The following is a 19,630-nucleotide window of genomic DNA, read 5'->3' as shown; positions in this document are numbered from 1 at the left end:
TCACTACCTTGCGCTCAAAGGAGAGCCGACATGACCGCCACAGCCAAATTCTGGGACGGAATCGCCGAGAAATACGCGAAATCCCCGATCCGGGACATGGAGTCCTACGAGCACACGTTGCAACGCACGGTGTCCTATCTGAAGCAAACCGATCAGGTGCTGGAACTGGGCTGCGGAACCGGGCGCACCGCGCTGCGGCTGTCCGGCCATGCGGACACGATCACGGCGAGCGATGTCTCTCCGGGCATGTTGGCCGTGGGCCGCAGGTTGGCACAAGAGGAGCAGATCGAAAACGTCGTCTTTGTCGAGGCCGACGCGAACCGCCCCCCGAATTGGGCCTATGATGTGGTGATGGCGTTCAATCTGCTGCACCTGATCCGGGATCTGGAGGCGACGCTGGCCGGGGTTCATGAGGTGTTGAAACCCGGCGGTCTGTTCATTTCAAAAACGCCCTGTCTTGCCCAGGGTGGATTGGGGTTCAAGTTCGGCTTGCTCAAGCTACTGCTGCCGATCATGCAGCTTTTGGGCAAGGCGCCATTCGTCAGTCAATTCGACATCAAGACGCTGGAAACCGCCATTGAAAAGGCCGGGTTCGAGATTATCGAAAGCGGGAACTTCCCGGCGAAACCGCCCTCGCGCTATCTGGTGGCTCGCAAGTTGTAACGCCAGCGCCGCATCGGCAGGCAACTTCCGCATTGGGCTTTGCGGGTTTGGACAGTAAACAGGGCCAGAAGCAAAATGCGGAGGCTGCAATGGGTTTGAATGTCTACCTGTCGGGCGAGATCCACACGGATTGGCGCGAACAGATCATCGAAGGCGCGCAGGGGCTGGATGTCGCGTTCAACGGCCCGGTGACCGATCATGCGGCCAGCGACGATTGCGGGGTCGCCATTCTGGGGGCCGAGCCGAACAAATACTGGCACGACCACAAAGGCGCGATGGTCAACGCGATCCGTACCCGCAAGGGGATCGCCGATGCCGACGTCGTCGTGGTGCGGTTCGGCGACAAGTACAAGCAGTGGAACGCGGCCTTTGACGCGGGCTATGCTGCGGCCCTGGGCAAGTCGATCATCGTGTTGCACGGCCCCGACCATCAACATGCGCTGAAAGAGGTCGATGCCGCCGCGTTGGCGGTGGCCGAGGAGCCCCGTCAGGTGGTCGAGATTCTACGCTATGTGCTGACCGGGAAACTGCCTGGTTGATGGCACGGAATGCCGACGCCGCTTGCAAGGCGGCGACGGCGTGATCCCTTACCCGCGCGGAGGCGTGACCAGACCCTTTTGAACCGCGGGCCGGTCCAGGAATCGGTTCAGATAGGCGATGGTGTTGCGATGATCGTCCCAGCCGACCAATTCTTTGGCGCCGTAGAAATCAAGGCCGCGCAGCCACGGGGCCAAAGCGATATCGGCAATTGAGTACTCACCGGCGATCCAGTCCTGCCCGTGCAACTGGGTCTCGATGACATTCAGCAGCCGTTTGGCCTCGTTGATATACCGCTCGCGCGGGCGCGGGTCTTCGATCGCGCTGCCGGCGAACTTGTGGAAGTAACCCAACTGCCCGAACATCGGACCCACGCCGCCCATCTGGAACATCAGCCATTGCGTGATCCGGTACTTGTCGGCCGTGTTCTGGCCGAGGAACTTGCCGGTTTTCTCGGCCAGGTACAGCAGGATCGCACCACTTTCGAACAGCGCCAAGGGCTGTCCGTCAGGGCCGTCAGGATCGATGATCGCCGGAATCTTGTTGTTTGGGTTCAGCGACAGAAACTCGGGGCTTTTGACGTCGGCGTCTGACAGGGTGACCCTGTGCGCTTCGTAGGGCAGGCCTGTTTCTTCGAGCATGATAGACACCTTCACGCCGTTCGGCGTCGGGAAGGAATAGAGTTGGATCCGCTCCGGCGAATGCGGGGGCCATTTGGTCATGATCGGGAAGGTGGCGGTGTCCAGCATGGCAAGCTCCTTGTTCGGGTACTATTGCAAGCTAGGCATTCGGGGGCGGATTGTTAGATGGCGGTCTGTGCAACCCCGGGCAGCGACTGTTTGCTGAAGCACAGCGGGGAAATCCGGGACATTTCAAACCTAGACCTGTGCGGTTTTATCGCCCAATGTTGCGGAAATCCCGCGCAAAAGTCGCGGGTTTGTTGCTGTTGGAAAGGAGACGCCCGTGGATGAGGTCGTGACGCAGGTAGGGGCATTTGCCCCATTGATCATGAGCGCGGTCAAAGCCCTGATCGTTCTTGTTGTTGGCTGGATAGCCGCTGGCATGATCGCAGGGATCGTTCGCCGCCGAATTAATTCGACCCCGCAAATCGATCCGACTTTGGGGAATTTCGTTGCCAGCACCGTCAAATGGGTGATCCTGGCCATTGTCCTGGTTGCTGTGCTTGGCATCTTCGGGATCGAAGCGACGAGTATCGTTGCCATTCTGGGTGCCGCTTCGCTGGCCATCGGCCTTGCGCTGCAGGGCACGCTCAGCGATCTTGCCGCAGGTGTGATGCTGGTGGTTTTCCGGCCATACAAGCTGGGTCAGTTCGTGGACATCGGTGGGACAGCCGGCACGGTGAAGGACCTGAACCTGTTCACGACCGAACTGGTCACGCCCGACAATGTGCAGATTATCGTTCCCAATGGTCAGGCCTGGGGGTCGATCATCACCAACTACTCGGCCCACGACACGCGGCGTGTCGATCTGGTATTCGGGATCGACTATGGCGACAATGCGGATGCGGCCATGAAGATCATTCTGGATGTGGCCAAGGCGGACAAGCGCATTCACTCGAACCCCGAGCCCTGGGTGCGTGTGACCAACTTGGGAGACAGCTCGGTAGATCTGACCGCGCGGTTGTGGTGCGCGGCCGCCGACTATTGGGACGTCAAGTTTGATCTGACCAAGGCCGTCAAGGAGGCCTTTGACAGCAAGGGCATTTCGATTCCCTACCCGCACTCGGTGGAAATCCACAAAGAGGGCTGAATGCTCCCGCCCGTCCGTCGGGCATTGGAAATGCCCTTCTCCGGTTGGGCCAAGCGCCGCGCAGATGCGCGGCGCTGTTGCGTTTCGATCAGGCCTTGACGACCATTGCGGGCGAAACCACGTCGATCCCGAGTGCCTTGCCTACGGCATAGTAGGTCAACTGGCCGGCATGCACGTTGAGGCCCGCCAGAAGGTGGGGATCGTCCTGACATGCCTGTTTCCAGCCCTTGTCGGCCAGCGCCAGCATGAACGGCATCGTTGCGTTCCCCAGCGCGATGGTTGAGGTCCGTGCCACCGCGCCCGGCATATTGGCCACGCAGTAGTGCATGATGCCATCGACCTCATAGATCGGATCGGCGTGTGTCGTTGCCTTGGAGGTTTCGAAACAGCCGCCCTGGTCGATGGCAACGTCGACAAGCACAGCGCCCGGCTTCATGGTCGACAATTGCTCGCGGGTGATCAGTTTTGGGGCGGCCGCGCCCGGGATTAGAACAGCCCCGATCACCATATCCGCCGATTGGATCAGCTCGGCCGTAGCACCGGCGGTCGAGTACTGGTTCTTGAACCGGCCACCGAAGACGTCATCCAGATAACGAAGGCGCGGCAGCGAACGGTCCAGAACGGTCACATCAGCGCCCATGCCCGCCGCCACCTGAGCCGCATGCGTGCCGACGACGCCGCCACCGATCACAACAACCTTGGCCGGGCCCACACCAGGGACGCCGCCCATCAGAACGCCGCGCCCGCCATTGGCTTTTTGCAGGGTCCACGAACCCACTTGCGGTGCCAGACGCCCTGCGACTTCGGACATCGGGGCAAGCAGTGGCAGACCACCGTTGGAATCCGTCACCGTTTCGTAGGCGATCGCCGTGCAGCCCGAGGCCAGCAAATCGTGGGTTTGCTCCGGGTCGGGTGCAAGGTGCAGGTAGGTGAACAGCAGCTGGCCTTCGCGCAGCATCTTACGCTCGACCGCTTGCGGTTCCTTGACCTTGACGATCATGTCGGCGGTCGCGAACACCTCTTCCGCGGTGTCCACGATGCGCGCGCCTGCGGCGACATAGGCGTCGTTGTCAAAGCCTGAACCCAGCCCGGCGCCGGTTTCGATGATGACCTCGTGACCACGGGCAACCGCTTCCTGCGCGGCGTTCGGGGTCATGCCGACGCGGAATTCCTGCGGTTTGATTTCCTTCGGGCAACCGATTTTCATGGGGCTCTCCATTAATAAACTGCACAAATTATGTGCAGAAAGCGGCGCAATTTCTGTGAAACTCGGTGCGCAACTGCGCTAATATGTGGGAAATTTTTCGATGAAATGAGAAAATCTTGCAACGGATGTGCGTGAATGTCACTTGATGCGACTGACCGAAAGATTCTGGCGGCCCTTCAGCGCAAGGGGCGCATGTCGAACGCGGAACTGTCCGAGCAGGTCAACCTGTCACCGTCGGCCTGCCATCGCCGGGTCCAGCGGCTTGAGGCGGAAGGCTATATCCGGGATTATGTCGCGCTGCTGAATGCGCGCAAACTGGGGGTGCCGACAACCGTATTTGTCGAGATCACCTTGCAGGGTCAGGCCGAGGAGGTGCTGGAGGCTTTCGAGCGGGCGGTCCGGCGGATTCCAGACGTTCTGGAGTGCCACCTGATGGCCGGGTCGGCGGATTATGTCCTGAAGGTGGTCGCCGAAAACACCGAGGATTTTGCGCGCATCCACCGCCAGTATCTGTCGCGCCTGCCCGGAGTTGCGCAAATGCAAAGCTCGTTCGCCCTGCGGACCGTTTTCAAGACGACAGCACTGCCTGTCTGATCCTGGTGCGTCACTCTTGCCGATGCGGTTGTATCTGCCGTTGAGCCGGTTCAATATTGGCCTTCGGGGCGGGAAAAAGGTCGGCATGACATTGGCCGGTTACACGTACCCGATATGGTCCGAGACTGTTGAAAGATAAGGAGCAGGCCCTTGGCTGAAGACTATGAGAACACAGTCGACGATTGGCTGGAAGCCGAGTTGCAGGACACACTGGACGAGGATTTTGAGATCGAGTTCAGTGAACCCATGCTGTCGATGGAGGTCCGCAAGATCTATCGCGAACAGCATCCTGAAATGCTGGATCGCAAGGTCTATTTCCGCAACCTGTTGCGCCTGCAGGCCGAGCTGATCAAGGTTCAGGACTGGGTGCAGCATACCGGCGCCAAGGTTTGCATCCTGTTCGAAGGGCGCGACAGCGCTGGAAAGGGCGGGGTAATCAAGCGGATCACCCAACGGCTGGACCCGCGGGTTGCACGTGTCGTTGCTTTGCCTGCCCCCAGCCGGCGCGAGCAGAGCCAGTGGTATTTTCAACGCTATGTGCCGCATCTGCCGGCGGCGGGTGAGATCGTTCTGTTCGACCGGTCGTGGTACAACCGGGCGGGCGTCGAACGGGTGATGGGCTTCGCCACCGAGGCCCAGGTCGAGCAGTTCTTTCAGGACGTTCCCGAATTCGAGCGCATGTTGGTCCGGTCGGGAATCATCTTGCTGAAATACTGGTTCTCGATCACGGACGAAGAACAGCAACTGCGCTTTCTGATGCGAATCCACGATCCGATGAAGCAGTGGAAACTGTCACCGATGGACCTGGAATCGCGGATCCGCTGGGAAGACTATACCAAGGCCAAGGAAGATATGCTGTTCCGAACCAACATTCCCGAGGCCCCCTGGTACATTGTCGAAGGCAACGACAAAAAGCGGGAAAGGTTGAACTGCATGGAGCATATTCTGACCAAGATTCCGTACGAAGAGGTGCCCCACGAAAAGGTCACTCTGCCGGATCGGAAATACAATCCCGAGTATGAACGGCGGGTTCTGCCGGACGAATTGTACGTGCCCAAGATTTATTGAAAGAAAGTGCCCAGAATCGGGGCACTTTTTTCGGCCGCAACTGCCTCAGAAGATGAATGAGTCGCGGTCGAGATCAGCCAGCAAGGTATCCTCGAGGATCACCATGTGGCCTTTGCCATCGTCGATCACCACATCGTTGCCTGACTGAGAGATATGGTTGTTCATCAGATCCTTGTAGCTCTTGATGGCGGCGCTGCTGCGCAGGACAACCTGGTCGCCGTCTTCGAAATCGGTAACGCGGTTGATACCGTTGCTGAAGAAAAAGTCATCTGCGCCGGTGCCGCCGGTCATGATGTTGGTTCCGCTGCCGCCACGTAGAACGTCGTCACCCGTGCCACCCGACATCATATCGTCGCCGGCCTGACCTTTCAGGATATCGCGATCATCGCCGCCTTCCAGAGTATCATTGCCCTGCCCGCCGAACAGCCTGTCACGGCCGCCTTCGCCGCGCAGAGTGTCATCCCCGGACCGCCCCAGAAGGGTATCTCGACCACTTTGCCCGGTCAGAGTGTCATCGCCGCCGCGCCCGTCCAGTCGCCCGGCTTTCCCGACTTCCAGGGTAAACCAGTTGTCTTCGGCATTCCCTGTCTTTCCGGGTTTGACAAAAATCTCCACAGGGCCGGCGGGTGTTGGGGCCGGGGCGGGGGATGGCAACGGAGTTCCTCCGCCGCCGGAACCGCCGGTATCCAGTTGGACCGCCGCCGAAGTCCGCGCGAAGTTCTGCGTGACCATGATGGCGTCGTAATTCACGCCGTTATGCAGGTATTTCCCGGTCTCGATCCCGATCCCGATCACCGTCACGTTCGGATCGAGTATGTTGGCCTTGTGGCCGGGGCTGTTCATTAGGCTGTCGTGCAGGTTCTGGACGTCATCGGCCAGACCTGGGGCACCGCGGACACTTTGCCATGCTATGTTTTCGGTCGCACGCCAGCTGCCTGAAAACACAAAGCCGGCATCTTCCATCCGATCCCACGGCTGGGACTTGCCGACACCCGTGTGGCTGAACTTGTCTACGTCCAGCATCCATTGGCTGTGATCCTCAGCGGCGTCGTTCAGCCTCAGTTCCAGCTGGACGGGCTGCAGGCCTCGGCTGGCGCGCTCGGCATTAATGAGCTCCAGCATTTGCCTTTCAAGTGAACTTGCGACTGACACGATTCTGCCTCCATTGGATTGCGTTATTTTGAGGCGACATTAGTGGCGAGAATTTGGCGTAGAAAAGTCACAAATCTGCCGGGTGGAATCGGACGGCGAATTGCCACCAAAACTTGCTGATTCATGTGCGGCAACTTGCTGAGTGATGCCAGACGGCGTCAGTTTTCGGGCTTGGATTTGCAGGCACACCGGGGATTTGTTCCCCAGAAACGACAAACCCCCGGGCGATGCCTCGGGGGTCGTCAAATAGTGTCATCCAAAGCTGGACGAGGAAGATCTTAGAGCAGACCTTCGCGCTGGGCTTTCTTGCGTGCCAGTTTACGGGCACGGCGGATCGCTTCAGCTTTCTCGCGCGCTTTTTTCTCGGACGGTTTCTCGAAATGTTGCTTCAGCTTCATTTCACGGAACACGCCTTCGCGCTGCAGCTTTTTCTTCAGGGCACGAAGCGCCTGATCGACATTGTTGTCGCGAACACTAACCTGCATGTGGTTGTCACCACCTTTCTAGATAGAGTTGCAAGGAAATTGCAGGAGTTGGCCGTATAGCAAAGCGGACCTAACTTGTCTAGTACTGGGCCCAACAGTCGGAGGACCGCCATGACCGTGACCTATGAAGATGCAAAACAGCAATTGCTGGACGCAATTCTGACCCATGTTCCTTTTGATGGTTGGTCCGAAGAGAGCTTTCGCGCGGCCATTGCCGACTGCGATCTGGACGAAGGTCTGGCCCGTGTCATCTGCCCGCGGGGCGCCGTGGATCTGGCGCTCGCATTTCACGCCCGCGGGGACGCCGAGATGCTTGAACGGCTGAAGTCCGAGGACCTGAGCGATCTGAAGTTCCGCGACAGGATTGCCGCCGCAGTGCGCTTCCGCCTGCAGGCTGTCCCCGACAGGGAGGCGGTGCGCCGAGGCGTGATTTTGTTTTCGTTGCCGTCATATGCAGCAGATGGCGCCAAAGCGGTCTGGGGCACCTGTGACCTGATCTGGGATGCGCTGGGCGACACTTCGGATGATGTCAACTGGTACACCAAACGCGCAACACTGTCGGGTGTGTATTCCTCGACCCTGTTGTTCTGGTTGGGCGATGACAGCCCGGACCACCAGCGGACCTGGGAATTCCTGGATCGCCGCATTGCGGATGTGATGCAGTTCGAGAAGCTCAAGGCGCAGGTGAACAACAATCCGCTGTTCAAACCGTTCCTTGCGGTTCCCAACTGGCTGGCAAGTCAGGTTCGGGCGCCAGTCAGGATGCGGGCCGATCTGCCGGGTCTTCTGAACCCGCGCAAGTAACTGCCTCTTGCTGCTGGGCCTTTCCCGATTCGCCTGATACCCATTGCGCAAAGGAGTTTTGCCAATGCCCCAGATGATGCGCGCCATTGAGATCACCACGCCCGGAGGTCCGGACGTTCTCAAGCTGACGGAACGCCCCATGCCCGAGCCGGGTCATGGTCAGGTGGTTTTGAAAGTGGCCTATGCCGGCGTCAATCGCCCGGACGCTCTGCAGCGGGCCGGGGCCTATGATCCGCCGCCGGGGGCCAGCGACCTTCCCGGGCTCGAGGCTTCGGGCGAGGTGGTGGCCATCGGGTCCGGCGTCTCGGGGTTGGCATTGGGGGATCAGGTCTGTGCGTTGTTGCCTGGCGGCGGGTATGCAGAATACGTGGTAACACCAGCGGCACATTGCCTGCCTGTGCCCTCGGGCCTGAGCCTGAAACAGGCCGCCTGCCTGCCCGAAACCTTCTTTACGGTCTGGTCAAACGTATTCACTCGTGGCGGGCTGAAGGCTGGCGAACGGTTCCTTGTACATGGGGGATCGAGCGGGATTGGTACCACGGCCATTCAACTGGCCAACGCTTTCGGAGCCCGGGTCTTCGTGACGGCTGGTTCGGACGAGAAATGCCAGGCCTGTCTGGACCTGGGGGCCGAGAGGGCGATCAACTACAAGACCGAGGATTTTGTTGCTGCCATGCGGGCCGAAGGTGGGGCGGATCTGATTCTCGACATGGTTGGCGGCGATTACATCCCTCGCAACGTCAAGGCGCTGGCCGAAGATGGCAGGCTGGTTCAGATCGCGTTTCTGCAAGGACCCGTCGTCGAGTTGAACTTTGCTATGATGATGGTCAAACGCCTGACCCTGACCGGCAGCACACTGCGGCCACAGAGCGATCTGGCCAAAGCACGCATCGCGCAGGATCTGCACGAGGCGGTCTGGCCGCTGCTTGAGGCTGGAAAAGTTGCCCCGGTCATGGACAGCGAATTTGATCTGGCCGATGCCGCCGCTGCGCATGCCCGCATGGAAAGCTCCGGCCACATTGGCAAGATCGTCTTGAAAGTATCAGGCTAGGCCTATCAGCGCGGGGGGGGTGCCCCGCGCTTTGCTCAGGCGATGGCGCGTCTATAGAGGTGCCATGTCGCGTGCCCCAAGACAGGCATTGCGACGATCAGGCCCAAAAGCAGCGGGATCGCACCAAGAACCAGCAGCGCGGCGACGATGAAGCCCCAGGTCAGGATCACGGTCGGATTGTGCCGCAGGACCCGGACCGAGGTGACAACGGCCACGGGCAGGCCGACCTTGCGGTCAAGCAGCAACGGGAAGCTGACAACGCTGACGGCCAAGGCCACCAGAGCAAACAGGAACCCAACCGCCGATCCGACGATGATCATGGTCCAGCCGGGGCCGGTGGTCAGAGCCTGTGTCAGAAATTGGCCCAGCGTCTCTGGCGGCTGCGGACCCAGTGTTTCGATATAGATGGCGTGTGCCACCATCAGCCAGACCAGCAACAGCATGACAAGGTAAAAGGCCAGTGCCAGTATGGCGCCGAACGAGGGGGATCGAAAAACACCCAACGCGTCCAGCCAGTGAACCTCGTGCCCCTGTTCCCGCTTGCGGCTGATCTCATACAAGCCCAGTGCAGCGACCGGACCGATCAGCGCAAACCCGGCCACCAGAGGAGCCAGAAGTGGCACCATGTTGGCTTGCATCGCGAATCCGAACATCAAAAGCCCCGCGATCGGGTAGATCAGAACGATGAAAATGGCATCGGCCCGGATCGCCAGAAAGTCTTCGTATCCGGCGCGCAGGCACTCTCGCAAGTCTTGCAACGTCAGCGTTTGTACCGTCGGCAGATGCTGGGTGTCAGCGCTGCCGATGCCCGTTACGTTTTCAGCGATGTGATCGCTGGTCGCGCCGAGTTGCTGCGCGGTCCAACTGATCGGGTTTCCGATTGTCTTTGCCATTGTCATCCCTTTCCTTGGCGCAGGTGCGCCGCAGGATGCATCCGGCGAAAAGTTGCCCGTGGCCGGATGACCCGGCAACGCCTGACCCTAGTGTACCACAGTTTTTTCCAATCCTGGTTCACCCCTGCGAGATCGCCGGATTGCCCTGCGGCGCCGAAGTGATAGCTTGGATCCAGGCAAAAGGAGGTCAGCATGCAGAAAACGGCGCGTACCGTAGTCATTCACGAAACCGGCGGCCCCGAGGTGCTGAAGATCGAGGATAGACCGTTGGGTGACCCGGGACCGGGTGAAGTTCGGATCCGCCATCACGCCTGCGGTCTGAATTTTATTGATGTCTACCAGCGGACCGGTCTGTATCCGATGGAACTGCCGCACGCGCTGGGAATGGAAGCCGCCGGGGTGATCGAGGCGGTCGGCGAAGGCGTGACGCATCTGAAACCGGGCCAGCGGGCGGCCTATGCCGCGGTGCCGGCCGGTGCCTATTGCGAAGCGCGGGTGATGCCCGCGTCGCAGGTGTGTCCCTTGCCCGGCGGCATCTCATTCGAGACCGCGGCGGCCATGATGCTCAAGGGCTTGACGGTTGAATACTTGTTTCACCGCACCACGCCGCTGAAACGTGGTGATACGGTTCTGTTCCATGCCGCCGCCGGGGGTGTCGGCCTGATCGCGTGCCAGTGGGCCAAATCCGAAGGCATCAAGCTGATCGGTACGGCCGGGACCGATGACAAGTGCCGTCTGGCCCAGTTCAACGGCGCCACACACTGCATCAACTACCGGACCGAGGATTTTGCGTCCCGCGTGGCCGAGATTACTGGCGGCAAAGGGGTCGATGCGGTCATGGACTCTGTCGGTGCCGATACGTTCGAAGGCTCGCTGGACTGCCTCAAGCCATTGGGGATGATGATTTCCTTCGGCAATGCGTCTGGACCCGTGCCACCATTCAACATCGGCATTCTTGGGCAGAAAGGGTCGTTGAAGATCACCCGGCCGACGCTGTTCACCCATATCGCGGACCATTCCGTGTGTCAGGCCATGGCCCGGCGGCTGTTCGGCAAGGTGGCCGGCGCCGAGGTCAAGATTCACATCGATCAACGCTTTGAACTGGATCAGGTCGCCGATGCGCACCGCGCACTGGAGGCGCGGCAGACAACCGGAAGCACGATCCTAGTGCCATGAAAAAGGCCCGGCACGCCGTGCCGGGCCCGTTCGATTCTGCGCGAGGGATCAGAAGCGGTATGCTGCCCGGATCTGGAACGTGGTTGCATCCACGTCGACACCGGTCGAGTTGAAATTGTCGAACTCGTGGTACAGCAGCTCGCCCGCGATGCTGACGTTCGGCGCGACGATCTGTTCATAACCGGCGCCGATGAACCATCCATCGTCGCTGCCCAGCGTGTCGGTTCCCGCATCTGCGTAACCGGCGACACCATACAACAGCCCCTGCGGGTTGACCTTGTAGCCGGCGCGGGCTTTCAGCCGCCAGACGTCTTCGACCGTTGCGGCACCCGAAAGGTCGACATCAGACCAGTCATAGTCAAAGCCGCCGCCCACGACCCAGTCGCCCAGATCATAGTCGTAACCAAGGATCAGACCGCCGATGGCGCCGTCTCCGTCCACACCGGACAGGCTGGTGCCGATATCCGCGTAGCCGACCTGCGCACCTGCATAGAACCCGGTCCAATCGCCCGAGGACTGCGCCATGGCGGTGCCGGCTGCAAAAGTTGCAACGGTGGTCAAAAGTGCCAGTTTGCTCGTCATCTTGCTATCCTTTCGTTGGAAGTTATCTGCCTCGGCCTTTGGTTGGCCTGAAGGTTTGTATTGATCATTACGTTCCGGTCGGTGGACCGGATCATTGGTTTTTCGCTGTTATTCCGACCCGGATTTCCGCAAGGTCGGCGCCTGGCCGCCCTTTTGGAGTGTTGTTCTGATCAGATAGGTTCGGGGTCGTGGGGCTTCAAATCACGATCGGCGGCAGAAGCATTCTGCCGCCGATCCTTGCCGCCAATTCAGCAGATTATTGCTGCAGTTCGGCCGGATCCTTGTCGGCGATCGTTTCCCAGTTGACGCTGGCTTTTTCGATGAAGCCGGGGATGTCGCCTTCCCAACGCTGCTGGATGTCTTCCGACAGGTTCAGGTACAGCTTGTTGTCCACGATCTTCCAGTAGGTCGGATCGCCGTCAAACTTGAACCCCATGGCCGCTCCGAAGGCACAGTAGCCGCCGTAGGCGGGCAGGTAGGCCTCGGGATTGGCTTCGAACGCGGCCTTGTTCTCTTCGGTGGCAAAACGGTACAGCGCATCGTTGTGCAACGCCGTGATCTTGTAGCTGCCTTTGGTCGGCTCGCCTTCGGTGAAATAGGCCACAGGGTCGTAACCCTGCATCGCCAGGCCGGTCGACGAGGCGTTGATTTCCACGCCGGCCGCCAGGGCCGAGCTTGCGATTGCCACGGACAGCGCCACGCCGCCCAACAGGGATTTGATCTTGTTCATGGTTCCACCTTTCGTGATCGGGGCTGCCCGGCATGTCCAAGCGCGGGCGTTTCAGCACCGAAATTGCGTTTCGTGCACCCGGTAATTGAGCGTCACGAAAACTCAGGTGGGAAAGGCGGCGATCACGTTCAAAGCAATCAAACGTGAATGTGCAGAAATACCAGGCGGTCTGTTCGCAAGCGCAGATCGGTCCGCGGTTCAGCTGTCGGGTACCAGGGCCAGAACAAAGCGTACGACCTTGGCGGCAGGCATCTCGCAGGGGCGCAGCAAAGCGCCGCTCTGATCCGTCAGGTACAGGTTCATACTGATGTAGTCTGCGCCACCCCGTTCATGGGCGACCAGCTTGTGCGATTTGCCGCCCGCCATCGCCACCCTCGTGACCGAGTAGCTTCGACCGTTTGCAGTTCCGGTAATAGAACCCTCCGGCAAGGCAAAGAATGCGTCCAAAAAGTCGGTCGGCGCGGTCACGATTTCCCGATCTTGGGCTCTGTTCCCGCCTTGATGCGGGCCAGATTTTCGCGGTGGCGCCAGTAAATCAGCAGCGTCAGAACGACGCCCAGCAAAAAGGTCGACCCGTCCGTCAAGATCATCACCCATGTTGTCGACAGAGCTGCCGCGGCCAGCGCGCCGAGGGACGAGATCCGCCAGATCGCAGCAGCGACCAGCCATGTCAGACAACACGCAACGCCCACCCGCCAGTCCAGTGCCAGCCACAGGCCCAGGAACGTTGCCACGCCCTTGCCGCCCTTGAAGCTCAGCCAGACTGGATAGCAATGGCCGACAAAGGCCGCCAGCGCCGCGACCTGGGCGGCATCGTCGCCGGCCAGTGCCCGGGCCAGCAGGACCGCGACCGCGCCTTTGCCGGCGTCGAACAGAAGAGTCAGTGCCGCCGCCGCCTTGCTGCCGGTGCGCAACACGTTGGTGGCACCAATATTGCCGGAACCGATCTGGCGCAGGTTGCCCAGCCCCATCACCCGCGCAACGATCATGCCATAAGGCACCGACCCCATCAGGTATCCGATCGCGGCCCAGATAATCAGTTGGGTCGTCGAGCTGTCGAAAACGGGCATCAGGATCTCCGGAAAATTTCTTTGCCTGCAACGTAGGTTGCGGTGACCTTACCCTGCATCCGCTGTCCGTCAAACGGGGTGTTCTGCGATTTCGATTTCAGCGTGAACCGGTCCAGCACGAAGGGCACATCCGGGTCGAACAGAACCAGATCGGCCGGGGCGCCCGCGCTCAGGCGGCCGCAGTCCAGCCCCAGTCGTTTCGCCGGATTCAGTGTCATGGCCCGGAACAGGGTCGGCAGGTCCAGTTGATCGGCATGATAAAGGCGCAGCGCGGCCGGCAGCAGGGTTTCCAACGCCACCGCGCCCGAGGCCGCCTCTTCGAACGGGAGGCGTTTGCTTTCCTCGTCCTGCGGCGTGTGCATCGAGCTGATCGTGTCGATCAGGCCGGACCGCACGGCCTCGATCACCGCCTGCCGGTCATCCTCGGAGCGCAGCGGCGGCTTGACCTTGAAGAAGGTGCGATAGTCGGCCACGTCCAGCTCGTTCAGCGTCAGGTGGTGGATCGAGGTGCCGGCGGTGATGTCCAGCCCGTTTCGCTTGGCCCGTTCCAGTGCGGGCAGGGCGCGGGCTGTGGTGATCTGGTCGGCGTGATAGGCCGCGCCGGTCATTTCCAGCAGGGCGATGTCGCGGTCCAGCCCCATGCGCTCGGCCATGGGCGAAACGGCAGGCAGACCGCGCAGGGCGGCGAACTTGCCGCTGGTGGCGGCAGCACCGTGGCTCAGCCCCGGGTCCTGTGGGTGGGCGATGACAAGCGCGCCGCAGGCCCGGGCATAGGTCAGCGCGCGGGAAAATACCTTGGTGTCCGTCACCACATGGTCGCAGTCGGTGAAAGCCACCGCGCCCGCATCCATCAGAAACCCGATCTCGGTCATCTCGCGCCCGTCGCGGCCCTTGGTCAGGGCGGCCATGGTCAGCACGTTGACGGGCGTGTCAGCTTGAGCGCGTCGGGTGACGAATTCGAGCGTTTCCGGCGTGTCGATCGCAGGCAGGGTGTCGGGGCGGGTGACCATTGTGGTCACGCCCCCGGCCGCGGCGGCAAGACCCGCGGATTTGTAGCTTTCCTTGTGCCGCTCGCCCGGCTCACAGACCTTGACGCCGATGTCGACGATACCGGGGGCCAGACACTGACCGCCGCAATCGATCACCTGCGCGTCCGCCTCGGGCGCCGGGCCGTCGCCGCTGGCCACGATGCGCCCGTCGGCCACATGCAGCCAGCCCAGCGCGTCGGTTCCGGCTTCGGGGTCGATCAGGCGGGCGTTGGTGAAGATCAGGTTGGTCATGCCATTGCCCTTTCAATCGCGGCTTTGGTGGCGGCCGGGTCGGCCTGGTACTTGATCAGGTGCTTGTCGCCGCCTTTGGTGACGATCTGCACGAAGCTGCCCATGATATTCACGGCCGCGATCTGGTTCAGCGGCACGCTGCGCCCGCCGGGTCCGGTCAGGGTGGTGTCGGTCATCTGCCAGTTGGCCACCAGTTCCTCCGACGCCAGGTACCACGCCCGGACGCCCACCGCCGCCAGACCGGCCGGGGCGCCGGTCCAGACATAGGGATTTCCGATCAGCCACAGCACGAGCATCGCCCCCGCCATCGCGCCCGCGGCCAACCAGGCGTTGGTACGGACATAGGCGCCCTTGTCCGGCGCAAAGGTCACAGGATCAGCCACAGAGCACCTCCGATGACCAACAGGATGATCAAGGCAAGCACGGCCGATCCCGTCCGGCGGGGTTGCTCGCTCGAAACCGGGCTCGGCGCGGCCGAGAATGGCCGCGCGCTCTCGGTCTCGATGGGGCTGCCGCTCCAGTTCGTGGCCTCTTCGGTGTAGAGCCCGATCAGGCGCAGACGCGGGTCGGGGCTCAGCGTGGCCGCGCGCGCGCTCAGGGCCGCGCTGCGCAGCACCAAAACCCAGCCGTCGACCGACTCCAGTTTGGCCCGGTCCAGCTGGTCCTCGGACACGCCGCAGCCCTCGCTGAGATAGCCGTAGAGGCCCAGGTCCTCGAGGTCGGACACCGGAAACACGTCGATCTGCTGGGGGTCCAGCCCAGTGACGCCAAGGACCTGATCCGCCGCGCCGGGCTCGCGCAGGAACTTCGCCTCTTCGGGGCGCATGTCCAGCGCGAACAGGCGGATCACGCCGCGCTCACCAGCGGAGATGTCCAGATCGCTCATGCCGACTCCTTCAGGTTGCGGGCCAGCAGTTCCATCGCGGCCATGCGCACGGCGACGCCCATCTCGACCTGCTCCTGGATGACCGAGCGGTTGATGTCGTCAGCCAGCGTGCCGTCGATCTCGACCCCGCGGTTCATCGGGCCGGGATGCATCACGATGGCGTCCGGCTTGGCCAGCGCCAGCTTGGCGGCGTCCAGGCCATAGCGGTGATAGTATTCCCGTTCCGACGGGATGAACCCGCCATCCATCCGCTCTTTCTGAAGGCGCAGCATCATCACCACGTCCACATCGCGCAGGCCCTCGGTCATGTCGTCATAGATCTCGGCCCCGAATTCGGCGAATTGCGCGGGCACCAGCGTCGGCGGGCCGATCAGGCGGATGCGGTTCTCCATCTTGCCCAGCAGGATCAGGTTCGACCTGGCCACGCGGGAATGGGCCACATCCCCGCAGATCGCCACGTTCAACCGGTGCAGCCGCCCCTTGGCACGCCGGATGGTCAGCGCATCCAGCAGCGCCTGCGTGGGGTGCTCGTGCCGCCCGTCGCCGGCGTTCAGCACCGCGCAGTTGACCTTCTGCGCCAGCAGGTCTACCGCGCCCGAATGCGGATGCCGCACTACCAGCAGGTCGGGATGCATCGCATTCAGCGTCATCGCCGTGTCGATCAGGGTCTCGCCCTTCTTGATCGAGCTGGCCTGCATCGCCATGTTCATCACATCCGCACCCAGCCGCTTGCCCGCCAGTTCGAAACTGGCCTGCGTGCGGGTCGAGTTCTCGAAGAACATGTTGATCTGGGTCAGCCCCGCCAAAACGTCCGAGTGCTTGGCCGATTGCCGGTTCAGATCGACGTATTTTTCGGCCAGGTCCAGAATGGCGGTGATGTCGGATTGGGACAGATGCTCGATGCCAAGTAGGTGACGATGGGCGAAACGCATGGGCCGGGCTCCTGTCTGACAGTCGCGCCGCTTATAGAAAGCGCAGCGCGTCGGGGCAACTGGAGTCAGTCCCCATCGGGCAGTTTCTCGCATCCGCCTTCGGGCAGGCACTGCTCGCCGGGCCGGCACCACTTGCCGTATCCGCAATCGACGGCCTTTCTGGGCACGCAGCCCTGATTGGCCGAGCATTTGAACCCGGCGCGGCATTGCGATCCGGTCTCTTCGCACAGATACCAGCCGGGGCGCGTACAGCCGCCGCCCGGCAGGCAGGTCGAACCGGCTGCGCAGGTCCGCCCGTCGTCGCAGGGCGTTGCCGGTTGCGGAGAGGGGTCGAAGTCGGGCGAACTGCGCTCGCATTCGCCGCGTGCGTTGCAGAAGGACCCGCTGGGGCAATCCAGCCGCGAGGCGCATTTGTTTGCCCCTGCCGGCGCGCATCGGGTGCCTCCGGCCACGCATTTCTCGAACGGTCCGCAGGACCGCCCGCCGCCGCAATAGGTGCCCCCGGCCTGAATGCAGAATCCGTCATAGCTGCAGCGTTGGCCGACCGAGCAGCATTTCAGACCGCATTGAAACTGGCCCCCACGGCATTGGCCTTGATTGTTGAGAAACGACTGTGCCTCCGACCCGCCGGGCAGCAGGGCGAACAGAGTGATCAGCAGAAAGCCCAGGGTTCGCGTCATGACGGGGACCATCGTCGGCCCGGCAATGCGCCAAGGCAAGGCCAATTTGCTTTCCCTTCCCGCAAAGCTGAGTAGATTGATGGTCATGGAATCGGCCCTTGACCCCTACACCGCGCGTGCCCTGCTGGAATGGCAGGTTGAGCTGGGCGTAACCGACGCGATCGTCGACGCACCGGTTGACCGCTATGCATTGCCGGATACCGCGCCAAAGGTCAAAAAACCCGCCGCAGCGCAGCCCGCAGTGCAGAAGCCCGCCAAGGCCGATCCGGTGGTCGAGGCAAAAAAGGCTGCGTCTGCGGCATCGTCTCTGGATCAGCTGCGCGCCGCTATGGAGGCGTTCGAACACTGCGATCTGAAGCGTGGCGCGCGACAGTTGGTCTTTGCTGATGGGACACCCGGTGCGCCGGTCATGATCGTCGGCGAGGCCCCGGGCCGTGAAGAAGACCGCGCTGGAAAGCCGTTCGTTGGCCGCGCCGGGCAGTTGCTGGATCGGATGCTGGCCGCGATAGATTTGGACCGCGCCAAGAACGTTTACATCACCAATGTTCTGCCCTGGCGTCCGCCGCAGAACAGGGACCCGCGGCCGGACGAGATCGCGATGATGCAGCCGTTTTTGGAACGGCACGTGGCCCTGTCCAAGCCAAAGGTCCTGGTGGTAATGGGCAACATCAGCTGCCAGGCGGTTCTGAACAAGCGCGGCATTACGCGGCTTCGCGGGCAGTGGGATCAGGCGCTGAATCTGCCGGTTCTGCCCATGCTGCACCCCGCCTATCTGCTGCGCCAGCCCCATGCCAAGCGCCAGGCCTGGGCCGATCTTTTGGATCTGCGCGCATATCTGGAGAACAAGGGATGAAGGTTCTGGCCTTTTCCGACCTGCACATGGCCCGCAATCGGGCTGCGGAACTGGTGGCAGCCAGCGTCGACGCTGACCTGGTGATCGGCGCGGGTGATTACTGCAACATGCGTCAGGGGCTGGACGAGGCGATGGAAATGCTTTCCGGCATATCCGCGCCGATGGTTCTGGTTCCCGGCAACGCCGAAAGCGCCGAGGAACTGGCGGCGGCCGTGCCGGACGGCGTGCATGTTCTGCACGGAACAGGCATGACCGTGGACGGGCTGCGCCTGTTCGGACTTGGCTATGGCGTACCGGTCACGCCATTTGGTGACTGGTCCTGCGACCTGACCGAAGCCGAGGCCGCAGAGCTGCTCAATCGCTGCCCGTCGGCCGACATCCTGATCACGCATGCCCCGCCCAAGGGCAAAGGCGATCGGACCTCGCAGGGGCAATCGATCGGATCGAGCGCGGTGCGCGACGCGGTGGAACGGATTCAACCTGACTTTGCTCTGTGCGGTCATATCCACGACAGCTGGGGTTATCGCGGCGAGATCGGTCGCACCCGGATCGCAAATCTGGGGCCCAAGGTGAATTGGTTCGAGGTCGATCCATGATCGAATACGCAACGCTGTTGACCTTCATCCCAGCCGCCATCGCGCTGAACATGACGCCGGGGGCTGACATGATGTTCTGCTTCGGGCTTGGGCTTCGGTCGGGCGCCCGATCGGCCATCGTGGCCAGTGCCGGTGTCTCGACTGGTCTGATGGTTCATGTTCTGCTGGCTGGGCTGGGACTTGGCGCGGCGGTCGCGACTATGCCCTGGCTGTTCGACGTCATTCGCTGGCTGGGCGTGGCCTACCTGCTGTATCTGGCCTGGGGCACCATCCGGAACGGTGCGGTCCGGACTGACGCTCCAATGCAGCCTTCGGGCCATGCCTTTCGCGAGGGGATGCTGGTCAACATGACGAATCCCAAGATCATTCTGTTTGTTCTGGCTTTCATCCCGCAATTCGTATCGCCGGCCAACGGATCGGTTCTGGCTCAGTTTCTGCTGCTGGGCGCGATCATCGCTGTGGGCGGGTTCGTCGTGAATGCCCTGGTGGGGTCATTTGCCGGCGGCGCCGGGCGAGCGCTGATTTCAAGCCCGCGGGCTTCGCGAATTCTCGGCTGGGTCAGTGGCGGCGTGTTCGTCGCTCTGGCGGCCCGGCTGGCCATTATGGAAAGAGCCTGACACG

25 protein-coding genes are annotated in these 19,630 nt (G+C 61.7%); 11 read left to right on the top strand and 14 right to left on the bottom strand.

The features are described from left to right. Positions 1–30: 30 nt before the first annotated feature. Together ACR0EF_RS15950 and ACR0EF_RS15945 are read left to right on the top strand one after the other, a co-directional pair. A complete protein-coding gene (locus ACR0EF_RS15950) occupies positions 31–663 on the top strand; it encodes a class I SAM-dependent methyltransferase (protein ID WP_170372348.1) in 633 nt (210 codons plus the stop codon). Between the two features lie 89 nt (positions 664–752). After that, on the top strand, positions 753–1,202 hold the full coding sequence (locus ACR0EF_RS15945; RefSeq protein WP_170373112.1) for a YtoQ family protein: 450 nt from the start codon (positions 753–755) through the stop codon (positions 1,200–1,202). Positions 1,203–1,250: 48 nt separating this feature from the next. Here ACR0EF_RS15945 and ACR0EF_RS15940 read toward each other — a convergent pair whose 3' ends face one another. Then, on the bottom strand, positions 1,251–1,949 hold the full coding sequence (locus tag ACR0EF_RS15940; RefSeq protein ID WP_170372345.1) for a glutathione S-transferase family protein: 699 nt from the start codon (positions 1,947–1,949) through the stop codon (positions 1,251–1,253). A gap of 214 nt (positions 1,950–2,163) precedes the next feature. On the opposite strand from ACR0EF_RS15940, the gene ACR0EF_RS15935 reads away from it, so the two are divergent. Then, on the top strand, positions 2,164–2,970 hold the full coding sequence (locus ACR0EF_RS15935) for a mechanosensitive ion channel family protein (protein ID WP_170373111.1): 807 nt from the start codon (positions 2,164–2,166) through the stop codon (positions 2,968–2,970). A gap of 88 nt (positions 2,971–3,058) precedes the next feature. On the opposite strand, the gene ald is transcribed toward ACR0EF_RS15935, so the two are convergent. After that, positions 3,059–4,177 (bottom strand): alanine dehydrogenase, encoded by a 1,119-nt coding sequence (ald, locus tag ACR0EF_RS15930; protein WP_170342313.1) that lies wholly within the window; start codon positions 4,175–4,177, stop codon positions 3,059–3,061. A 135-nt stretch (positions 4,178–4,312) separates the two neighbouring features. Here ald and ACR0EF_RS15925 point away from each other — a divergent pair, with 135 nt between their 5' ends. Together ACR0EF_RS15925 and ppk2 are read left to right on the top strand one after the other, a co-directional pair. Continuing rightward, positions 4,313–4,771 carry an Lrp/AsnC family transcriptional regulator gene (locus tag ACR0EF_RS15925; protein ID WP_093963556.1) on the top strand — a complete coding sequence of 153 codons (459 nt, stop codon included), beginning with the start codon at positions 4,313–4,315 and terminating at the stop codon, positions 4,769–4,771. 150 nt (positions 4,772–4,921) lie between these two features. Then, positions 4,922–5,839 (top strand): polyphosphate kinase 2, encoded by a 918-nt coding sequence (gene ppk2 / locus ACR0EF_RS15920; RefSeq protein ID WP_170360005.1) that lies wholly within the window; start codon positions 4,922–4,924, stop codon positions 5,837–5,839. A 45-nt stretch (positions 5,840–5,884) separates the two neighbouring features. Here the strand turns inward: ppk2 and ACR0EF_RS15915 are convergent, their stop codons facing one another. Further along, on the bottom strand, positions 5,885–6,961 hold the full coding sequence (locus ACR0EF_RS15915; protein WP_174825238.1) for a CAP domain-containing protein: 1,077 nt from the start codon (positions 6,959–6,961) through the stop codon (positions 5,885–5,887). A gap of 308 nt (positions 6,962–7,269) precedes the next feature. Beyond that, positions 7,270–7,476: a 30S ribosomal protein S21 gene (gene rpsU, locus ACR0EF_RS15910; protein ID WP_005614280.1), complete on the bottom strand. Its 207-nt coding sequence runs from the start codon at positions 7,474–7,476 to the stop codon at positions 7,270–7,272. 111 nt (positions 7,477–7,587) lie between these two features. Between rpsU and ACR0EF_RS15905 the strand changes: the two genes are divergently transcribed. Together ACR0EF_RS15905 and ACR0EF_RS15900 are read left to right on the top strand one after the other, a co-directional pair. Beyond that, entirely contained in the window at positions 7,588–8,280 is a 693-nt protein-coding gene (locus ACR0EF_RS15905) for a COQ9 family protein (RefSeq protein ID WP_170372341.1), read from the top strand. A 64-nt stretch (positions 8,281–8,344) separates the two neighbouring features. Continuing rightward, the gene (locus ACR0EF_RS15900) at positions 8,345–9,331 is read left to right on the top strand and encodes an NAD(P)H-quinone oxidoreductase (RefSeq protein ID WP_170373109.1); all 987 of its coding nucleotides are present in this window, start codon (positions 8,345–8,347) and stop codon (positions 9,329–9,331) included. Between the two features lie 35 nt (positions 9,332–9,366). On the opposite strand, the gene ACR0EF_RS15895 is transcribed toward ACR0EF_RS15900, so the two are convergent. Further along, positions 9,367–10,224, bottom strand: a complete 858-nt coding sequence (locus tag ACR0EF_RS15895; protein WP_170373108.1) for a DUF2189 domain-containing protein — start codon at positions 10,222–10,224, stop codon at positions 9,367–9,369. A gap of 192 nt (positions 10,225–10,416) precedes the next feature. Between ACR0EF_RS15895 and ACR0EF_RS15890 the strand changes: the two genes are divergently transcribed. Then, on the top strand, positions 10,417–11,400 hold the full coding sequence (locus tag ACR0EF_RS15890; RefSeq protein ID WP_170373107.1) for a quinone oxidoreductase family protein: 984 nt from the start codon (positions 10,417–10,419) through the stop codon (positions 11,398–11,400). A 48-nt stretch (positions 11,401–11,448) separates the two neighbouring features. Here ACR0EF_RS15890 and ACR0EF_RS15885 read toward each other — a convergent pair whose 3' ends face one another. The 9 genes from ACR0EF_RS15885 to ACR0EF_RS15845 all read right to left on the bottom strand — a co-directional run bounded on the left by ACR0EF_RS15885 (position 11,449) and on the right by ACR0EF_RS15845 (position 17,560). Beyond that, the gene (locus ACR0EF_RS15885; protein ID WP_093963551.1) at positions 11,449–11,982 is read right to left on the bottom strand and encodes an outer membrane protein; all 534 of its coding nucleotides are present in this window, start codon (positions 11,980–11,982) and stop codon (positions 11,449–11,451) included. A gap of 256 nt (positions 11,983–12,238) precedes the next feature. Further along, positions 12,239–12,712: a YHS domain-containing (seleno)protein gene (locus tag ACR0EF_RS15880; RefSeq protein WP_093963550.1), complete on the bottom strand. Its 474-nt coding sequence runs from the start codon at positions 12,710–12,712 to the stop codon at positions 12,239–12,241. Between the two features lie 198 nt (positions 12,713–12,910). After that, entirely contained in the window at positions 12,911–13,180 is a 270-nt protein-coding gene (locus ACR0EF_RS15875) for a hypothetical protein (protein ID WP_170373106.1), read from the bottom strand. Further along, a complete protein-coding gene (plsY, locus tag ACR0EF_RS15870; RefSeq protein WP_170365480.1) occupies positions 13,177–13,782 on the bottom strand; it encodes a glycerol-3-phosphate 1-O-acyltransferase PlsY in 606 nt (201 codons plus the stop codon). Before plsY ends, ACR0EF_RS15875 begins: the two co-directional genes overlap by 4 nt. Further along, positions 13,782–15,062: a dihydroorotase gene (gene pyrC, locus ACR0EF_RS15865; RefSeq protein WP_170373105.1), complete on the bottom strand. Its 1,281-nt coding sequence runs from the start codon at positions 15,060–15,062 to the stop codon at positions 13,782–13,784. The genes plsY and pyrC overlap by 1 nt, the downstream gene beginning before the upstream one ends. Next, the gene (locus tag ACR0EF_RS15860) at positions 15,059–15,445 is read right to left on the bottom strand and encodes a hypothetical protein (protein WP_367646421.1); all 387 of its coding nucleotides are present in this window, start codon (positions 15,443–15,445) and stop codon (positions 15,059–15,061) included. Before ACR0EF_RS15860 ends, pyrC begins: the two co-directional genes overlap by 4 nt. After that, complete coding sequence (locus ACR0EF_RS15855) at positions 15,430–15,948, bottom strand: hypothetical protein (protein WP_170373104.1); 519 nt, start codon at positions 15,946–15,948, stop codon at positions 15,430–15,432. The genes ACR0EF_RS15860 and ACR0EF_RS15855 overlap by 16 nt, the downstream gene beginning before the upstream one ends. Continuing rightward, on the bottom strand, positions 15,945–16,880 hold the full coding sequence (locus ACR0EF_RS15850) for an aspartate carbamoyltransferase catalytic subunit (RefSeq protein WP_170343014.1): 936 nt from the start codon (positions 16,878–16,880) through the stop codon (positions 15,945–15,947). The genes ACR0EF_RS15855 and ACR0EF_RS15850 overlap by 4 nt, the downstream gene beginning before the upstream one ends. 65 nt (positions 16,881–16,945) lie before the next feature. After that, complete coding sequence (locus tag ACR0EF_RS15845) at positions 16,946–17,560, bottom strand: scavenger receptor class F, member 2 (RefSeq protein ID WP_170372329.1); 615 nt, start codon at positions 17,558–17,560, stop codon at positions 16,946–16,948. Positions 17,561–17,645: 85 nt separating this feature from the next. Here ACR0EF_RS15845 and ACR0EF_RS15840 point away from each other — a divergent pair, with 85 nt between their 5' ends. Genes ACR0EF_RS15840 through ACR0EF_RS15830 form a run of 3 tightly spaced genes read left to right on the top strand, consistent with a single transcriptional unit; the run spans position 17,646 to position 19,626 of the window. After that, a complete protein-coding gene (locus tag ACR0EF_RS15840; protein ID WP_170373103.1) occupies positions 17,646–18,413 on the top strand; it encodes a uracil-DNA glycosylase in 768 nt (255 codons plus the stop codon). Then, positions 18,410–19,009, top strand: a complete 600-nt coding sequence (locus ACR0EF_RS15835; RefSeq protein WP_170373102.1) for a metallophosphoesterase family protein — start codon at positions 18,410–18,412, stop codon at positions 19,007–19,009. The genes ACR0EF_RS15840 and ACR0EF_RS15835 overlap by 4 nt, the downstream gene beginning before the upstream one ends. Further along, a complete protein-coding gene (locus ACR0EF_RS15830) occupies positions 19,006–19,626 on the top strand; it encodes a LysE family translocator (RefSeq protein WP_170367589.1) in 621 nt (206 codons plus the stop codon). The genes ACR0EF_RS15835 and ACR0EF_RS15830 overlap by 4 nt, the downstream gene beginning before the upstream one ends. The last annotated feature ends 4 nt before the right edge of the window (positions 19,627–19,630 follow it).

Source organism: Ruegeria sp. CG8 (assembly GCF_056537165.1).
The sequence above is the reverse complement of the archived record's forward strand: the minus strand, read 5'-3'. Positions and strand labels throughout refer to the sequence as shown.